Here is a 14,743-nt window from a genome sequence, read left to right on the forward strand (position 1 = left end):
CGAGGGTGCCGATCTCGACGATTTCGCCGACCTAGCCGTCAACGCGCTTGAGCACGTGGAATGGGATGGCGAGGGAGACCGCGACGCTCGCGATGCCGGCGAAGAAGAGGATGCCGTGGGGAGCATCCGGCTCGAAGGCGTAGCCCATGAGCAGCATGCCGAGCAGGAAGAGCGCCAGCGCGATGACGAAAGCGATGATTTTCACGAAGGGTCCTCCTGGTGGATCGACAGCGGTGGATCCAGTCTACGGATCCACCGCTGGGGAGACGGCGCGTGCCGCCGGCGAATGACTACTTCGCCGGGCCCTGGGCCTCGATCGACACGTCATTCCACTCGTCCCAGAGCGCGATCCGACCGGCGTAGTCCGCCTTGGCGGTGCCGAGCGGCGACTCACCGAAGAAGATCCGCAGCGGCGGACGGTCGGCATCCACGACCTTGAGGATGGCGCCGCGAGTGGCGACCGGATCCCCGGGGCTCGCGAATCGCTGCTTGCGCGCGGCGTCCACCGCTTCGTGGAGGTCGGCATAATCCGCGAGCGGTTCGGAACGCGTGGAAGAGGATCCGCTCCAGTCCGTGGAGAAACCGCCCGGCTCCACCAGGGTCACGAAGACACCGAATCCGGCGACCTCCTGGGCGAGTGCCTGGGAGAAGCCCTCGAGCGCCCACTTGGAGGCGTGATAGATACCGACGAGCGGGAATGCGGTGATGCCGCCGATCGACGAGACCTGGATGATGTGGCCGCTGCCCTGCGCCCGGAGGAAGGGGAGCGCGGCCTGAGTCACCCATAGGGCACCGAAGAGGTTGGTCTCCATCTGGGCCCGAGCCTCGTCTTCGGTGATCTCCTCGATGAATCCGAAATGACCGAAGCCGGCATTGTTGATCACGACATCGAGGCGCCCGAACTTCTCGTGAGCCAGGGCGACCGCGGAAGTCGCGGCATCCTTGTCGGTGACGTCGAGGGCGATCGGCAGGATGGCATCGCCATACTTTTCGACGAGGTCGTCCAGGCTGTCGGTGTTGCGGGCCGTGGCGGCGACGCGGTCGCCGCGGTCGAGGGCCGCGATCGCCCATTCGCGGCCGAAACCGCGCGAGGTACCGGTGATGAACCACACTTTTTCAGACATGTTCTCTCCTGTTTCTGGAGTGGGGGGTGCCACAGACAACAGCACCCTGCCGGTTCGATATTCCCTGGGACTGCGAGATTCGCTAGGGCTGTGAACTGCCCGCGCCCACGGTGGAGAGCGGCTCCGCGACATCCTCGAGGGACTGCCGTTCGGCGTTTGTGCCGAAGATGAGCGCGACGATCCCCCCGAAGATCATGATGCCGGCACCGAGCAGATAGCCGCCGGTGAGCGGACCGCGATCCTTGCCGTCTCCAATCAGGGCACCGTAGACGACCGGTCCGAGAGCCCCGGCGAGCTGGCCGAGGGAGAAGAAATAGGAGATCGCCCGGCTGCGCAGCTCGAGCGGGAAGGTCTCGCTCACGGTCAGGTAGGCCGAAGACGCCCCCGCAGACGCGAAGAAGAACGACACGCACCAGAAGATCGTCTGCGTAGTGGCGTTGAGCACCCCCGCGCTGAACAGGAAGGCGGATACCGCGAGCACCGCACCGGCGAGGGCGTAGGTGAGGAAGATCATCTTGCGCCTGCCCCACGTGTCGAAGAGATGTCCGAGCAGGAGCGGTCCGGCCAGGTTGCCGATGGCGAAGGGGAAGAAGTACAGCGCCGTCGAGCCGACCGGCACCTGATAGAAGTTCTGCAGCACGAGCGAGTAGGTGAAGAAGATCGCGTTGTACAGGAACGACTGGGTGACCATCATCACCGCTCCGGTGAAGGTGCGCTTGGGGTACTTGACGAACAGCACCTTCATCATCGCGACGAATCCGACGCGACCGTGCGACTTCACGGTGATCGCCTTGCTCTCGTCGACCTCCGTGAGGTCGCCACCCTCGTGGCGCACCCGTTCCTCGATGTCGTCCACGGTCTTCTCCGCCTCGTCCTCGCGTCCGTGACTCATCAGCCACCGCGGACTCTCCGGGATGTGCCGGCGAAGGTAGATGATCACCAGTCCGAGCACGGGACCGATGAAGAAGCCGATGCGCCAGCCCCAGTTCTCGCTGACCAGGGCCGGATTGAGAAGGAACAGGTTGGCTGCTGCCCCGAGTGCCGCTCCGCCCCAGTAGGTGCCGTTGATGGCGATATCCACCCGTCCGCGGTAGTGGGAGGGAATGAGCTCGTCGATGGCGGAGTTGATGGCCGCATACTCCCCGCCGATGCCGAGTCCGGCGACGAAGCGGAAGGCGAACAGGAACCACATGTTGGGTGAGAAGCCGGCGATCCCGCTGCCGATCAGGTAGATCAGCAGGGTGAGGATGAACATCCGTCGACGGCCGATGCGGTCCGATAGCCAGCCGAAGAACAGGGCCCCCACGACCTGGCCGACGAGATAGACGGATCCGGCCGCGCCCACCTCCACGGCACTCATGTGGAGGTCTTTGGCGAATCCCGCGGAGGCCACGATCTGGATCTCGAGCCCGTCGAGGATCCAGGCGACCCCGAGGCCCACGACCACCGACCAGTGGAACCGGGTCCAGGGAAGCCGGTCGAGGCGAGCCGGAACGAGGCTGCTGACTTCTTTTGACGTGTCTTCCGGTCGCGTGCGCGCCACGATTATCTCCCTCTGCCGCGTTCGTCGGCGAGCGCGCCCTGTCAACCTATGCCCGGGGGGCAATTTGGTCAGCGGGCTTGAAATCGGAGCCCGATAGGAGGAGGGCTAGCGCGAGCTGAGCACCGAGAGCACGTTTCCGGCCGGGTCGAGAAACCAGGCGATGTCGGGTCCGTTGCCCCGCATGATGCCCTTGCTGTCGCTCGGCATCTGCTCGTCCGGGTAGATCTTCGTGGTGACTCCCCTGGCATTGAGGTCATCGACGGCGGCCTCGACGTCGTCGGCGGGAAAGTTGAGGATGGTGTAGCTCGCGGGCGTATGGTCGGGCTTCGAATAGATGAGAACCATCGCCCCGCTTCCGAGGGTGAGCTCGAGAAAGCCCATGTCGTTGGTCGTGACGTCGAGACCGAGCGTCTCCCCGTAGAAGGTGCGTGCCGCATCGATGTCATCGACCGAGAAGCCGCTGAATGCGCCGGTGGTGCTGAACATGGTGCCCTCCTGTTGGCTCTGTTGACCAGCCTGATTGCCGGTCCTGCCCTGCCAACACTGGCACGGTGGGCACCGAAGCTGCCAGTCTTTCCACGCCGGAGATCACGGTCTCCACCATCACCTCGAAACTGCGGTCCGGGTCGTCGGGCAGGCCGAAGCCACCGCCGAGCTCGAGCACCACGAAACCGTGCAGCGCGGAATGCAGCATGCTGATGGCGTCGATCATCCGCTGCGGGGCAGATCGAACGCCCGAAGCACCGACGGCATCCCGCCCCGAACTCTCGGTCGTGGCCCGCGTCAGCGTCAGGGTGAGGGACTCGACCGAGTCGACGGCGATAGCGCGGCGACGGTCGGCGAGCGAACCGACGTGCCTGTAGAGGCTCGGAACGGCGACCCCGACCTCAACTGCGACAGAGGCAAGCGTGAGGTCGGCGAACCCCGCGAGACCCTGACGGTCGACCAGCTCGATGCCGGCGGCGATCACTCTCGCCCGGGTGAGCCCGACCCGAGGTATGAGCCCAGGCCCGGTCGCCGGTGCGGAGGCCAGCGTGGAATTCGAGCGTCGCGGGAACCGTGACATCCGGGCGCTGCGCGTGCGGATAGTGTCCGGCACGCAAACCCCTTTTCGACGTGCTCGGCTACTGCCCCTCGTCGCTTGTGCTCGCTGAGCTGTCCCCCGCCGTCAGGTCGCCCGTGCTCTGGGCCGTCGACCCATCGACTATCGCCAACTGGCGGTCGATATCGGAAAGCGGATCGGCCGAGGGGCTGGCCGCGGGCGACGGATGCCCCGACGACGTCATCGGGCTCGGGACCGGAGTCTGCTGCACCGCGGCGCCGGGGCGAGCGCCGCAGGCGGTGAGGCCGAGCACGAGAGCGAGACCGGCGGCGGGGATGGACCATCGGGAGAGCATCACGTGAGTGCGGCCTTCACCGATGCGACATCCGCCCGCGCCTTCTTCGCGGCGGCGGTCGCGGTCTTGACCGAGACTCTTGTGGCGGCGAGGATCTCGTGATCGCCGTTGAACTGCGCGGGGGTCACCGAGAGCGCGAACGCGGAGACGCCGGAGACGGACTGCTGGGCGGTGCGGATCTGGGCGGCGAGATCCGCCATCGTGGCGTCGATCGCGGGGGTGTCCTTTGAGGCGAGCGGGCCGGCGATGGCGGCGGCGAGAGTCGCCTGGGCTGACTGGAGGGCCGGGATCGCGGCGTCCTCGAGGCCGGACGCGGCGGCGGCATACAGGGATTGCGGAATCGCGACGGCGAAGACCCGGTACCCGGTGAAGATCGAGTGATAGTCGGCAGTGGCCACCGAGAGGTCGGTGTCCGCCGCGATCTTCGCCGCGAGGGTGACCATCGCTGCGCGATCGCCATTGAGAGTCCCGAGCACCTGGTCTTTGTCGGTCGCGCTCAGGTAGGTATTCGCGGTGACGCGGGGAACGGCCCTGTCCAGGGCGCTGATCCGCGCGGCGGTCGCGGCGGCACCGAGGGCCTGAACCGCCGACAGGGTGCGTGGCGCCCCCGTCGACCGGGCAGCGGGGACGGAGCCGGTGGGCGCTGAACCGGTGGGCGCTGAACCGATGGGCGCTGAGGCGAGGGCTGCACTGCACGACCCGAGGAGGAGGGCTGCAGTGACGGTGGTTCCGAGGATGGATGCTGCGAGTGATGGTTTCATGATGGTGACTCTGCACGCCGATTGTTCGGCGCAGATGCCGCCAATGTTCGGAGCAGGTAAGGCGAACCGGTCACGCCAGCGGACGGAGGAATCCCGTCGTCACCAGTTCGCGGACGCTCGGCAACACCTCCGCTGACAGTGCGGCCTCGTCCACCTCGAGCAGTTGCGCGATGGCCGCGATGATCGCCCGAAGGCTGAGCTCGCCGTCGCAGGCCCCGACCAGGGCCGCGAGCCCCGTATCGAGGGGCACCGAACGCCCGAATCCCCCGCCCTGACGAAGGGTCATGACGGTGGGATCGGCGTCGCCCGGCCAGTAGTGGCGATCCTCCGTGACATCCGGAGCCAGCTCCAGATGCTCGCGGCCGAGCTGTTCGTCGCTGAGGGCGGACTGCCAGTCCGAGGCGGCGAGGGTCTCGGCGATATGCACTCCGAGGCCACCCTCGATGGGGCTGTCGAGTCGCTCCAGACGACGCAGCCCGCGCGTGCTCGCCCTCAGGGTGACGTAGCCGAAGCCCACGGCGGTCACGCCCCGCCGCTCGAAGTCGTCGAGCCATGCCCCGTACAACCGGTCGAACTCGGCACCGGGGCGGGTGCCGCCATCCCGGATCCAGGTCTCGGAGTAGAGCGCCGAATCCTGAACCTCCCGCTCGACCACCCAGGCGTCTAGGCCGGTGGCGGAGACCCATTCGCCGGCACAATCGAGGCCGTCGACACCGTCGCGATACTCCCAATTGCCGAGGAGCTGGGCGATGCCTCCCGGCTCGAGATGGGCGCTCAGTCCGGCGATGACCGAGGCGACGAGCGCGTCACCGACCATGCCCCCGTCGCGGTATTCATAAGAGGGGACGCCGTCCGTGCGAGGGGTGATCACGAACGGCGGATTCGACACGATCTGGCCGAACCGCTCCCCCGCCACCGGCTCGAACAGGCTGCCGAGCCGGAACTCGATGTTGTGGATGCCGTTCAGCTCGGCGTTGAGAGCCGCGATCTCGAGCGCGCGGGGCGAGATGTCCGTCGCGACCACGCGGGTGGCGTGACGTGCCGCGTGCATGGCCTGGATGCCGCAGCCGGTGCCGAGGTCGAGGGCGGTGTCCACGGGCCCACCGACCATGAGTCCGCTGAGGGTGAGAGACGCCCCGCCGACCCCGAGCACGTGATCCTCCCGCAGCGCCCCACCGACGGTCAGCTCACCGAGATCGCTGGCGATCCACCAGCTGCCGACGCCGTGGGCGTCGACGAAGCTGTAGGGGCGCAGGTCGAGCACCGCGCGAACCCCGTCGCCATCGACCGACACGAGGCCGAGGGCGAGAGCCCCGTCGAGGCCGAGCGAGGGCAGTGCCACAGCGAGCTGCCCGGCGGTCACCGGCATCCCGAGAACGAAGATGCGGGCGAGCACGCCGGCGGCCGTCTCTCCGGCGGGTCCGGCGAGAGCCCGGGATGCGGGAACGCGCTGGCCGCGGTGCAGGGCGGCATCCGCCCGGGTGCCCCACAGCCGGGTGAGGGAGTCGACGCTGAAGCGGGCGGCGAGAAGATCGGATCGGAGTCGTTCCATCGGTTCGGAGTGCACTCCGCAAGTCAACTGCATGCGGGTTGATTTCGCGCGACGGCGGAGTATCACTGAAAGCATGACGAATTTCGGATACACCCTCATGACCGAACAGAGCGGGCCGAAGCAGCTCGTGAACTACGCGGTGCAGGCCGAACGCGTCGGCTTCGACTTCGAGGTGTCGAGTGATCACTACTCGCCCTGGCTCACCTCGCAGGGCCACGCGCCCTACGCCTGGTCCGTGCTCGGTGCCGTGGCTCAGGCCACCGAGAGGGTCGAGCTCGCCACCTACGTGACCTGCCCCACGCTGCGGTACCACCCGGCGGTCATCGCCCAGAAGGCCGCGACGATGCAGCTTCTGGCCGACGGCCGGTTCATCCTGGGTCTCGGCGCCGGCGAGAACCTCAACGAGCACGTGATCGGCGAGGGCTGGCCGCCGGTCGCCCAGCGCCAGGACATGCTTGCCGAGGCCATCACGATCATCCGCGAGCTGCACACCGGCGAGCTGGTCACCTGGCAAGGGGAGTACTTCCGCATCGATTCTGCCCGCATCTGGGACCTGCCCGATGGGGGCGTGCCGATCGGTGTCGCGGTCTCCGGGGAGAAGTCGATCGCCCGCTTCGCTCCGCTCGGTGACCACCTGATCACCACCGAGCCCGAAGCGGAACTGCTCACTTCGTGGGCGAAGGTGCATGAGGGCCCGTCCCGGTCGATCGGCCAGATCCCGATCTGCTGGGGTCCGGACAAGGATGCCGCCATCGAGATGGCCCACGACCAGTTTCGCTGGTTCGGGGGCGGCTGGTCCGTCAACGCCGACCTGCCGACACCGGCCGGTTTCGAGGGGGCGAGCCAGTTCGTGCGACCGGAGGACGTGGCCGACAGCATCCCGTGCGGTCCCGACCTCGACGAGATCGCGGACGCCATTCGTGAGTACGCCGCAGCCGGCTTCACCAATGTGGCGCTCGTGCAGGTCGGCGACGAGAACCAGCAGCGCTTTCTCGACGAGGCCGCCGGCCCGCTGTTGGAGAAGCTGCGGCGCTGACGACCCTGCAGCAGGCGATACGGTGGACTGAGCGGTGTCCAGACCCGCACAACGAGGAGTTTCCATGGCCCAGACAACCGCGATCCTGTACACGATCCTCGGCGCGATCACGTTCTTCGGCGGCGCCGGCTTTCTCATCGCTCTGATCGCGATGTCGAAGTCCTCGTCGCGCGACTGACCCGCTACCCGCGTGCGGGGCGTCGATAGTAGACGCGCGCACCGTAGGCGGCCGGTACGGCCAGGGCGGCGACACCGACCATGAGCACCGCCGTCGTCGACGGTGGTGCGGCGAAGGACGCCAGCAGCACCAGGGCAACGCCGATCCCCGCCTTCAGCAGGGGGCTCAGGCGCGCTCCGGTCGGCTCATCCGGAGCTCGATCCAGGGTGAGTTCGAGCAGTGCGATCGCAACGAGGGTGATGCCGAGGGACCGGAGCACCAGTGCGGACGCGGACTCCTCCCCCGAGAGCACTGCTTCGCTGATCCCGACTCCCACGATCACCATGCCGATGAGCATCGCAATGTGCAGGTACACCCACACGAGGGCGATCACGAAATCCGGTCTGGTCGGCCGCCGGGCCACGAAGTCGAAGTAGACCCACCAGAGTCCGAAGCCGATGGCCAGTCCGAGGATCGCGTCGGCGATGGTGGGCACAGAGACATCCGTCGCCTCGTTCGCGGTGGCGACCCCCTGGATCACGCTCGCCACCACCTCTCCGAGCACGATGAGGGTGAGCAGGCCGAATCGCTCCGGGAACTTGTCGCGGCTGATGCCGGGCAGTCCGAACTGGAACCGGGCGGTGACGGCGGGCGCGGCGATGTCGACGAGCACGGCGAGACCCCACAGGGCCAGGCGCCAGGCCTCGTCCACCGCGAGGCTCACCCCGATCAGGGCGAACGACGCGACATATCCCGCCGTGAATCCGGCGGCCGCGCGGCGGAATCGCGGCTCGTGCCGACCCGCGCGCAGCCACATGAGGATATTGAGGCCGCGGGCGAGCAGGAAGGATGCCGCGAAGCCGAGATAGTTGTGCCCGAGCCCGTCCTCTCCCCAGACGGCGAGGCCCGCGACGGTGAGGATGCCGAGGAAGGTGAACAGCCGGTTCTCGAGGCCGTGGGACTCGAACCTCTCCGTGTAGTAGGTGAACCCGTTCCAGACCCAGAAGACGGCGACGAACTGCAGGATGAACCGCAGCAATCCCTCGGAGTGCGCGCTGCCCTCGAGGTCGTGGGCCAGCACGGAGATGATGACCACGAACACGAGGTCGAAGAAGAGTTCGACCCAGCCGACCGGGCGATGGGCATCCGCGTCGTCACGAAGGATCGCACGCTGCCAGGCCCCACGCTGGTTCGACTCGGGTGACTGCACGATGTGTCCGTGTGCTCGTGCCGGTGATCAGCCGTCGACCGTGGGGGCGAGCCGTCCCACCACGCGCAGCGGGCCGCACCGCGGGGGCGCGCCGGTCTGGCCCCCGAAGACACCGTCGGCATTACGGCGGACCGGCCTCGAGGGGGTGGCGGCCATTCTCGCTTTGGGTGATCCCTGCCGAGCCGAAGCGGCGGGTACAGTGAGCGCGACCGGGGCGAGCATGGCTTCATCGTAAACGACCCGCGTCACGCTCCGGTAGGCGCGAACCGAATGGCACCGTCGGCGGATTACGCTGGAATCAACCATCGGCACCGCTGAGGAGCCGCTGCCCGGAGGAGGCCATGAAACCGCTCAACGAAACCGACATCCGTCGCAGCATCGTCAACGCCTCCAAGGGTGATATCGAGCGGATGCCCCTCCCGGGCCTGCACGAAGTGCTCTGGGGTGAGCGGGAGTATCTGGGCTGGCGCGACCACGGTGCCCCGCTGCGCGGCTATCTCGTGCACTGGGCGGACGACCGCCCCGTGGGCATCGTGCTCCGGGCCTCCGGGGCGAGCATGCGACCCGGCATCTCCGCCATGTGCTCGCTCTGCCGCACCCCGCAACCCTCAGACCAGGTGACGTTGTTCTCCGCCGCCCGAGCGGGACAGTCCGGACGCGACGGCAACACGGTGGGAACCTACATCTGCGCCGACCTGGCCTGTTCGCTCATCATCCGGATCATGCCGCCGGCCTCCCCGATGCAGCCGGATCCCGCCGAGGTCGTCGCCAGACGCGCGGAGGGCCTCCTCACGCGGGTGCAGAACTTCACCGCCGACATCATGAAGACGGTCTGACGCCCACCGGCTTTCTGCCCCACCCGGTGGCACCGTCCGCGCCGAACGAGCCGGAGCGAACCCACGCGGGCATCGAGTCGTGAAGCGCACGAGGACGACGAAGGCCCGGGACGCGCTCGGTCTCGAGCGACATCCCGGGCCTCCGGTCGAACTCAGCCGTTCGGCTTGTTCGCAGCCTTGGTCTTCTTGTCGGCGCGCTTCTCTTTGAGGGACTTCGACGCCGCCGTCTTCGAGGTTGACTTTTTCGGTGACTTGTCGGCCATGGTGAGCTCCCTCGGATCGGGAGCCCGAATGGCTCCCCGTGTGCCTTGAGAATACGCCGTCTTTCGGGACGTCGCACGTGCATTGCCGAGGTAGAGGTAGAGGGCATTGTGCTCGCCGCCCCTGTGCACGACCATGGAGGGCACCGCGGCTGCAGCGCCGTTCACCGAATAAAGAGACATCGAAGGACTGCCGTGCCAACACCCACCGACATCGCGAACGGCGCCCCCGTCTGGCTCGACCTGCAGAGCTCGGACACCGCTCGGTCGATCGAGTTCTACGCCGGCCTTCTCGGCTGGACCCAGGAGACCGCCGGCCCGGAGTTCAACGACTATGTCACTTTTTCCAAGAACGGCCACCGGGTCGCCGGCATGGTCGCGAACGGGGGCGGCACGCCCGACCTGTGGACCGTGTACCTCAAGACGGCGGATGCCGATGCGACGGGCGCTGCGATCGTCGAGCACGGCGGGCAGGTGTTCTTCAGTCACGCGGTGCCCGGGCTGGGGACGATGGTCGGTCTCGCCGATCCCTCCGGTGCACAACTCGGGGCCTGGCAACCCGGCGGTCACTCCGGCTTCGACCTCGTGAACGAGGCCGGGGCCCCGGTTTGGCAGGAGCTGCACGCCACCGACTACGACGGCGCCCTCGAGTTCTACCGGCACGCCTTCGGCTGGACCACCACGGTGATGAGCGACACCGCAGACTTCCGCATGTCGACCTTCAGCGCCGGAGGCGATCCCCTCGCCGGCATCTTCGACGCCAGCGGCTATCTCGCGGCAGGGCAGACGGCCCGCTGGATGCCTTACTTCGGAGTGGAGGACGCGGATGCCGCGGCATCCCTCGTCGCCGGCCTCGGAGGCACCCAGCTCGACCCGGTCACCGACTCGCCCTTCGGACGGATGACCCACCTCGAGGATTCGACCGGGGCCCCGCTCACGATCATCCAGGTGCAGTGAAGCTGCCCGCGCTCCGCTTCAGGCGCGGCGCGCGCCCAGACGGAGCAGAAGCTGGCCGATGGCGCGCCAGCCGAGCAGGAAGATCGCCAACACCACCGTCGTGACGATCACGAATCCGATCTGCACACCCTGTCCGGCCACCGCGCGCAAGAGCATTCCGACGATCACCGTCGCGGCCCAGATCGTGAGCCCGGACCAGCGGAGGGCGAGCGGCGTTCGCCAGGCGCGGGCGCCGATCCATCCGATCACCAGCCCCGCGAGGAACGGCCACAGCGTCACCAGCGTGCCCAGTGGGCCTTCGTTGTGGCTCGTGCGACCGATCAGCACGAACGCGCCGACGAGCACGACATCGAGGAGGAAGGCGAGTGGCGCGATGAATTTCACCTCGCCACCCTACGCGACGCCTACCGAGGATCGTCGTCGGGCGGCACCGGGATCGAGCTGGTCACCGGATCCCCGGTCGTCGCGTCGATGACCTTCTGACCGGGCGGCAGGTTGGAGCGGTCCGGCGCGATGACCTCGGCCATGCGACCGGAGTCAGGCAGACCGAAAGTGGGGATGCGGCCCTCACCGGGTGCGAGCACCAGGTCGTCGGAGCGACGCGGAAGGGTCTTGCCCTGGAAGAATTCGGGCTGGCGCAGGAACCAGAGGAACATCAGCACGGCACCGAGCAAGAGCCCGATGACTCCGACGACCGCCGTCGCACCGATGCCGAAGATGGTGACGTTGTTGCCCTTCGCGTCCTGGATCCAGTCCGGCAGGGCGAACTGCTGCAGGCCGTAGACGAAGACGAGAAGCAGGATCGCCCCACCAACGAAGGGGAACAGCCCCCGCATGATGAAGTGCCGGAACGACGAGGTGAGCGTCTTGCGATAGAACCAGACGCACGCGAATCCGGTGAGGCCGTAGTAGAACGCGATCATCAATCCGATGGATCCGACCAGGGCCTGCAGCAGGGTGTCGGCGCCGATCAGTGTGAAAATCAGATAGAACGCGGCCGAGACGATGCCCATCCCGATCGTGGACCAGGTTGGCGTGAGGTACTTCGGGTGGATGCGCGAGAACTTCGACGGGATCGCCTTGTAGACGGCCATCGAGAGCGCCGTGCGGGCCGTCGGCAGGATCGTGGTCTGCGTGGAGGCCGAGGCCGAGGTGAGGATCGACGCGGCGAGCAGCAGGAGCAGGATGTGCCCGATGAGGCTGTCGCCGAACAGGTCCGGACCGACGGCCGAGAACACGTCGCTGGCGTTGTCCGGGTTGCCGAGGCCGACCCCCTTCGTTCCGACTCCGGCGAAGGCCACGACGGCGACCGCGACGAGCGCGTAGGTGACGAGCAGGAGGAGGGTGCTGATGATGGCGGCACGACCGGGCGTCTTGGCCGGGTCGGCGGTCTCCTCGTTGACCGAGACGGCGGTGTCCCAGCCCCAGTAGATGAAGATCGCGGTCAGCATGGCGGGAGCGATCACCTTCGTGAAGTCGAGGGTGAAGGGATTGAACCAGTCGAGGCTTGGCACGAGGGAGTAGGTCTCCGCGTTGCCGGAATACACCCGCACGAGCGCGAAGACGGCGAAGGCGATGAGGATGATGACCTCGATGGTGAGCAGGAAGTACTGCAATCGCGCCGAGATCTCGATGCCGCGATAGCAGATCCAGGTCATCAGGGTGATCCAGAGCAGGCCCGCGACTGTCGACCAGATCGTGCTGCTCGACAGGTCGCTCATGCCGGGAACCCCGAATTCGCCGAGCAGCGTGAAGGTGTACGAACCCGCGATCTGCGCGAGGTTCGCCATGACGATCACGTCGGCGACGATGATGCCCCAGCCGCCCATCCAGCCGGTGATCGGCCCGAAGGCCCGTGTCGCCCAGGTGAAGGTGGTGCCGCAATCGGGCTCAGCTCTGTTGAGCTCCTGGTAGGCGACGGCGATGAGATACATGGGGATGAAGGCGAGAAGCACGATGCCGGGAGCCTTCACCCCGGCGAGGAGTGCGCCACCGCTCGCGACGATGAAACCGAGACTCGCGGCGAGGCTGTAGGCCGGGGCGGTGGATGCCACGCCCATCACGATGCTGGAGATCAGTCCGAGGGAGCCACCCTTCAGACCCTTGCTGTCCACCTCGGTCGTGGACGGAACGGTTGCGGTCATGCGCACACTCCTTGCGTGAAGGCCGCAGACAGAACGGCACAGCCGGGTAGCCAGGTTCGCTCGTCGTCGAACGGCCTGTGCGGCTCACACTAGTACTTCAGCGCACTGATTCCGAAGAGTTTCTGCTACGGATTTGATTGCGCCAGGGTGGCGAATACGACGAGATTCTCTGTGTAGTGTCCCGTCGAGCGATCAAATGGCCCGTCACAGGTGATCAGTCGAAGCTGCGGGGTCGGCACGGAGCCATAGACGGCGTCAGTAGGGAAGGCCGCTTTCGGCACGACGGAACTCGATGCGACGACGAAGCTCACGGAGGTGCCATCCGAGAGGCGCACACCGATGGAGTCCCCGGGCACCAGCTCGGGAAGATGCTCGAACACGGCTGGCTTGACCACCGAGTCGAGGTGGCCGGCGATCACCGCCGGTCCGATGCGGCCGGGTAGCACTCCCCCGGAGAACCAACCGGCGCGATCGAAATCGGTCGGAGGATGAAGAACGCCGCTCGAATCGACCGCGAGGGATTCGAGATCGGTCGACACCCCGATCGCCGGAATGTCGAGGTGCGTCGCCACGATGCCGGCCCGGGGCGGAGCATCCGTCGTTGCGATGGGATCCTGGAGGGGCGCGGACCCGGTCGAGTCGGCGAGCGGCTTCTGGATCTCGCCCGCACCGCTGATGTGGGCGGCGGCGACCGGCCCGACACCCTGGACTCCGGCAATGACCAGCGCGGCCGAGAGCCCGAGAGCGGTTCCCCCCGCGAGGATGCCCGCGACCCAGGGTGCGCGCCTGACCCGTGCGTGGCGGCCGCTCATCGGCGCATCTCCGGCGCCGTGCTGCCCAGGATCCTACCCATCGTCGCGCTGGCTGGCGAGGTATCGCGAGCGAGGAATCCACCACCCGTCTGCACGGCGCCGACCGGAATCTGCTGCGCTGCAGCGCTGTCGACGATCGGGCGGGCGGTGAGAGCGCCCCGCGCGGTATCGAGCACAACCAGGGTGGTGACCGAGCCGGGAACCAAGGACACCGTGGTGCTGAAGTCCCGTGACTTCGCCTGGAGCAAGAGCGTCCAGGTGCCCGCGGGCACGTCGATGTAGCCCGTCGCCGTGCCGCCGCGAGCCTGAGTGGCGATCGTCGTGCCCGTGGAAGTGACGACCGAGACGGTGGGCACCGTAGCGGAGGCCTGGAGCAGACGGATGCGGGCGATGCCCGCTGCCGGGGTCGCGAGCTCGTCGGGGAAAGCCTTGAGGCGCAGGCGCGCGTTTCGTCCGTAGGCGGCGACGGTGGTGCTCTTCCCCTCCACAACGGTCACGGAGGAGCGGGCGACGGGAGTGCTCGAGGCTCGCGAGCCGGCGCGAGTCATGGTGACGAGGTAGGTGCCGGGTGAGAGCGGCTGGTAGGCGGAGATTGCGCCGTATGCGACGGAATCGAGCCGCACTACGGCGGAGTCCCGACCCAGCTGGGTGAGGCGCACATCCACGGACCGGGTGTCGGGCGAAAGGTGCGCGACGCGCACCCATCCCGTCTGCGGCGCGGGGGCCGCGAGGGCCGGACTCGCTCCGGCGATGCTGGTGAGCGCGATGATCGCGAAAGCAACCATCGCAGGCACGAGGCGCCGGTTTTTCGGGCGGGTATTCGACTGTGGCATGGGTAAGTCCTCCACGTCGCCGCATGTCGGGTCGAGATTTCGGGTCACGATGTCGGGTCAAAGCGGTTCGGGTGCTACGACGACGTATTCCGGTTATTCGGAGCGGCTTCGAAGATCGGAT

The 14,743-nt window shown here is 67.4% G+C and carries 17 protein-coding genes; 3 read left to right on the plus strand and 14 right to left on the minus strand.

Features of this window, described 5'->3' with window-relative positions; genetic code table 11:
• Positions 1-31: 31 nt before the first annotated feature.
• The 8 genes from F1C58_RS10535 to F1C58_RS10570 all read right to left on the minus strand — a co-directional run bounded on the left by F1C58_RS10535 (position 32) and on the right by F1C58_RS10570 (position 6,377).
• The gene (locus tag F1C58_RS10535; RefSeq protein WP_185201067.1) at positions 32-205 is read right to left on the minus strand and encodes a hypothetical protein; all 174 of its coding nucleotides are present in this window, start codon (positions 203-205) and stop codon (positions 32-34) included.
• An 85-nt stretch (positions 206-290) separates the two neighbouring features.
• Positions 291-1,124 carry an SDR family oxidoreductase gene (locus F1C58_RS10540; RefSeq protein ID WP_185201068.1) on the minus strand — a complete coding sequence of 278 codons (834 nt, stop codon included), beginning with the start codon at positions 1,122-1,124 and terminating at the stop codon, positions 291-293.
• A gap of 82 nt (positions 1,125-1,206) precedes the next feature.
• A complete protein-coding gene (locus F1C58_RS10545; protein ID WP_219731963.1) occupies positions 1,207-2,667 on the minus strand; it encodes an MFS transporter in 1,461 nt (486 codons plus the stop codon).
• A gap of 105 nt (positions 2,668-2,772) precedes the next feature.
• Entirely contained in the window at positions 2,773-3,153 is a 381-nt protein-coding gene (locus F1C58_RS10550; RefSeq protein WP_185201070.1) for a VOC family protein, read from the minus strand.
• Positions 3,110-3,766, minus strand: coding sequence for a TetR/AcrR family transcriptional regulator (locus F1C58_RS10555; RefSeq protein ID WP_255461071.1), 657 nt, complete (start codon positions 3,764-3,766; stop codon positions 3,110-3,112). Before F1C58_RS10555 ends, F1C58_RS10550 begins: the two co-directional genes overlap by 44 nt.
• A gap of 25 nt (positions 3,767-3,791) precedes the next feature.
• Complete coding sequence (locus F1C58_RS10560; RefSeq protein WP_185201071.1) at positions 3,792-4,067, minus strand: hypothetical protein; 276 nt, start codon at positions 4,065-4,067, stop codon at positions 3,792-3,794.
• Positions 4,064-4,825 carry a hypothetical protein gene (locus tag F1C58_RS10565; RefSeq protein WP_185201072.1) on the minus strand — a complete coding sequence of 254 codons (762 nt, stop codon included), beginning with the start codon at positions 4,823-4,825 and terminating at the stop codon, positions 4,064-4,066. Before F1C58_RS10565 ends, F1C58_RS10560 begins: the two co-directional genes overlap by 4 nt.
• 70 nt (positions 4,826-4,895) lie before the next feature.
• Entirely contained in the window at positions 4,896-6,377 is a 1,482-nt protein-coding gene (locus F1C58_RS10570) for a methyltransferase (protein WP_255461072.1), read from the minus strand.
• Positions 6,378-6,450: 73 nt separating this feature from the next.
• Between F1C58_RS10570 and F1C58_RS10575 the strand changes: the two genes are divergently transcribed.
• The gene (locus F1C58_RS10575; protein WP_185201074.1) at positions 6,451-7,413 is read left to right on the plus strand and encodes an LLM class F420-dependent oxidoreductase; all 963 of its coding nucleotides are present in this window, start codon (positions 6,451-6,453) and stop codon (positions 7,411-7,413) included.
• A gap of 182 nt (positions 7,414-7,595) precedes the next feature.
• On the opposite strand, the gene F1C58_RS10580 is transcribed toward F1C58_RS10575, so the two are convergent.
• A complete protein-coding gene (locus F1C58_RS10580) occupies positions 7,596-8,780 on the minus strand; it encodes a low temperature requirement protein A (protein WP_185201075.1) in 1,185 nt (394 codons plus the stop codon).
• Between the two features lie 341 nt (positions 8,781-9,121).
• Between F1C58_RS10580 and F1C58_RS10585 the strand changes: the two genes are divergently transcribed.
• Entirely contained in the window at positions 9,122-9,616 is a 495-nt protein-coding gene (locus F1C58_RS10585) for an FBP domain-containing protein (protein ID WP_185201076.1), read from the plus strand.
• 152 nt (positions 9,617-9,768) lie between these two features.
• On the opposite strand, the gene F1C58_RS10590 is transcribed toward F1C58_RS10585, so the two are convergent.
• Positions 9,769-10,059 (minus strand): hypothetical protein, encoded by a 291-nt coding sequence (locus F1C58_RS10590; RefSeq protein ID WP_185204214.1) that lies wholly within the window; start codon positions 10,057-10,059, stop codon positions 9,769-9,771.
• Positions 10,060-10,071: 12 nt separating this feature from the next.
• On the opposite strand from F1C58_RS10590, the gene F1C58_RS10595 reads away from it, so the two are divergent.
• A complete protein-coding gene (locus F1C58_RS10595) occupies positions 10,072-10,833 on the plus strand; it encodes a VOC family protein (protein ID WP_185201077.1) in 762 nt (253 codons plus the stop codon).
• Positions 10,834-10,851: 18 nt separating this feature from the next.
• Here the strand turns inward: F1C58_RS10595 and F1C58_RS10600 are convergent, their stop codons facing one another.
• The 4 genes from F1C58_RS10600 to F1C58_RS10615 all read right to left on the minus strand — a co-directional run bounded on the left by F1C58_RS10600 (position 10,852) and on the right by F1C58_RS10615 (position 14,622).
• Entirely contained in the window at positions 10,852-11,217 is a 366-nt protein-coding gene (locus F1C58_RS10600; protein ID WP_185201078.1) for a DUF3054 domain-containing protein, read from the minus strand.
• A 20-nt stretch (positions 11,218-11,237) separates the two neighbouring features.
• Complete coding sequence (locus F1C58_RS10605) at positions 11,238-12,977, minus strand: APC family permease (RefSeq protein WP_185201079.1); 1,740 nt, start codon at positions 12,975-12,977, stop codon at positions 11,238-11,240.
• A gap of 125 nt (positions 12,978-13,102) precedes the next feature.
• Positions 13,103-13,789 carry a sortase domain-bontaining protein gene (locus tag F1C58_RS10610; RefSeq protein ID WP_185201080.1) on the minus strand — a complete coding sequence of 229 codons (687 nt, stop codon included), beginning with the start codon at positions 13,787-13,789 and terminating at the stop codon, positions 13,103-13,105.
• Positions 13,786-14,622 carry a DUF4397 domain-containing protein gene (locus F1C58_RS10615; RefSeq protein ID WP_185201081.1) on the minus strand — a complete coding sequence of 279 codons (837 nt, stop codon included), beginning with the start codon at positions 14,620-14,622 and terminating at the stop codon, positions 13,786-13,788. Before F1C58_RS10615 ends, F1C58_RS10610 begins: the two co-directional genes overlap by 4 nt.
• Between the last annotated feature and the right edge of the window lie 121 nt (positions 14,623-14,743).

The organism is Glaciihabitans sp. INWT7, from assembly GCF_014217685.1.
Lineage (GTDB): Bacteria > Actinomycetota > Actinomycetes > Actinomycetales > Microbacteriaceae > Lacisediminihabitans.